Annotated in this window: 2 protein-coding genes; both read left to right on the top strand. The window is 49.9% G+C overall.

Annotated elements, in window-relative coordinates:
* Positions 1-1,142 (top strand): hypothetical protein (locus KDK18_RS11240; protein ID WP_257254993.1); only part of this gene is annotated, 1,142 nt, incomplete at its 5' end.
* A 98-nt stretch (positions 1,143-1,240) separates the two neighbouring features.
* The coding region (locus KDK18_RS11235; protein WP_257254992.1) for a hypothetical protein at positions 1,241-1,789 on the top strand (549 nt) is incomplete at its 3' end.

Raw genomic sequence — 1,789 nt, 5'->3', positions numbered from 1 at the left:
TGATTCAGGAAGCTGTGCAGAACAGTTTCAGAGAGTTTCCATCCAATCGACTTTCACGGGAACAGTTAGCCCGGCAACTCAGTTTTATTCTTTTGGAAATGCAGGAGCGTTTTCTTCGTGGCAAGGCGCTTCGTTCTCTCAGCCACAAGGTAGACCGGCAAAAGCAGAACCCGGAGATTGCCAGAGACCCGGCATTTTCAATCTACCTGTCCATGATGACTAAGGCCTTTAACAATCATCCCACCCTATGGCATACAGACGGCAAACGTCGTCACTATCAGGAAGACCTCTCCGCGCTGTTTATGAAAGCCGCTGATCGTGAAGATTATGGCAATGAGTGGTACCAGCAGATTCGCAGAATTCTGGATGGTGAAAAGCCGGTACCTGTTACATCACCGCCACCCGTTCAGATACCGGTCATGCATTACTCCCCGGATGAAAGTAAAGAGGAAAGCTGGTTTCAATTCATTTTATACAGAGCAATGCTTGGGATGGGCGCTTCGCTTGGCGTGATATCCGCCGGCGTGTTTTGTATGGTGATCTCTCAATATGAAACAGAACCAGCCAGGCAGATGCGGCTGCAGCGGGAGAAGCTGCAAAGAAAGTTAGGCAATGCACTGAACCGACCCGGGCGGAATGATCCGCAGGGAAGGGACTGGAAACCCACCAAATGGGACAGGGAGCAGATCAAAAGAGCTACGGAAGGCTTTGATGAAAAGGTAATTAAAAATGTGTTGATGCAGGCCGGGGTTCTGAATCCTCTTACTTGTAACATGGATTTGGCTGATATCTACATGCAGATATCGCTCACAGAGCTATACAGCCATTTGCGGCAAGAACGCTATATCTGGACAGCAGAAGATGAAAGACGCCGAAGAAGGCAGCAGGAAGAGGAAGAGGAAGAAAGATACTGGGCAGAGACAGAAACGACCCATCAACAAGGCGGAGTGGGGGGGGGGCATTCGGCGGCTTCACCTACAATTTTTCAAGCAGCGATGGCGGCAGTGGTTCTACCAGCTTTGGTACCTCGACTACAGGAGATGTTCAGAATCGGAGTGCCGACTGGTTCTGAAATTATTCATATGTCTGATTCCGCGCCTGTGGGCCCGGCAGTGTTCCCACCTGCCTGCCGGGCACTTTAGAACCTGAATACAAACTCAACAACTGTTTATCGCTTTCTCTGTCCCTGCCAATTGATTGCCCTATGCTTCCTGAATTTGTTAAGACATTGGAGTGTCGTATGGTTATTTATCGAATTATCTGGTCTGTGCTGATCAGTTTGATGCTGGTGTCTTCCTGTTGGAGCAGTGTTGAGTCAGCTGATCAGAAAGCTGTCAGGAATGCCAGGGACAATATCAACAGACTCTATTTTGATTACGTCTTTGCTGAAGAAAATGAGAGGTTGTTAAGAGCCATTATGGTTTCAGTTCGGAGAATCTATGACCGCTGCGAGCTGGACCATTGGCTGACAGCTGACTCTGGATCGGGCAACCAGACAGAAGTTCGACAGCAGCTCCTCACCAGACTCGTCCAGCAGGCCACCCGGCATGCTATTGCGAATGTCATGGCCAGCGATGAGCCCGATGGCAGTGATCGTTCCATGTTTCATCTCCTGCAGGCATTGAGCACTGCTCCTGCCATGCACGAATCCCGGGTTGTTGCTCATTGGTCCCAAACCCGGCCTGTGATGCTTCAGGGTGTCGTGGCTGAAGATCGAATGGACTCCATGGAGGAGCTGATTCAGGAAGCTGTGCAGAACAGTTTCAGAGAGTTTCCATCCAATCGACTT

Source organism: Endozoicomonas sp. SESOKO3 (assembly GCF_024606255.1).
This window is presented reverse-complemented; position numbering and strand designations above follow the sequence as displayed.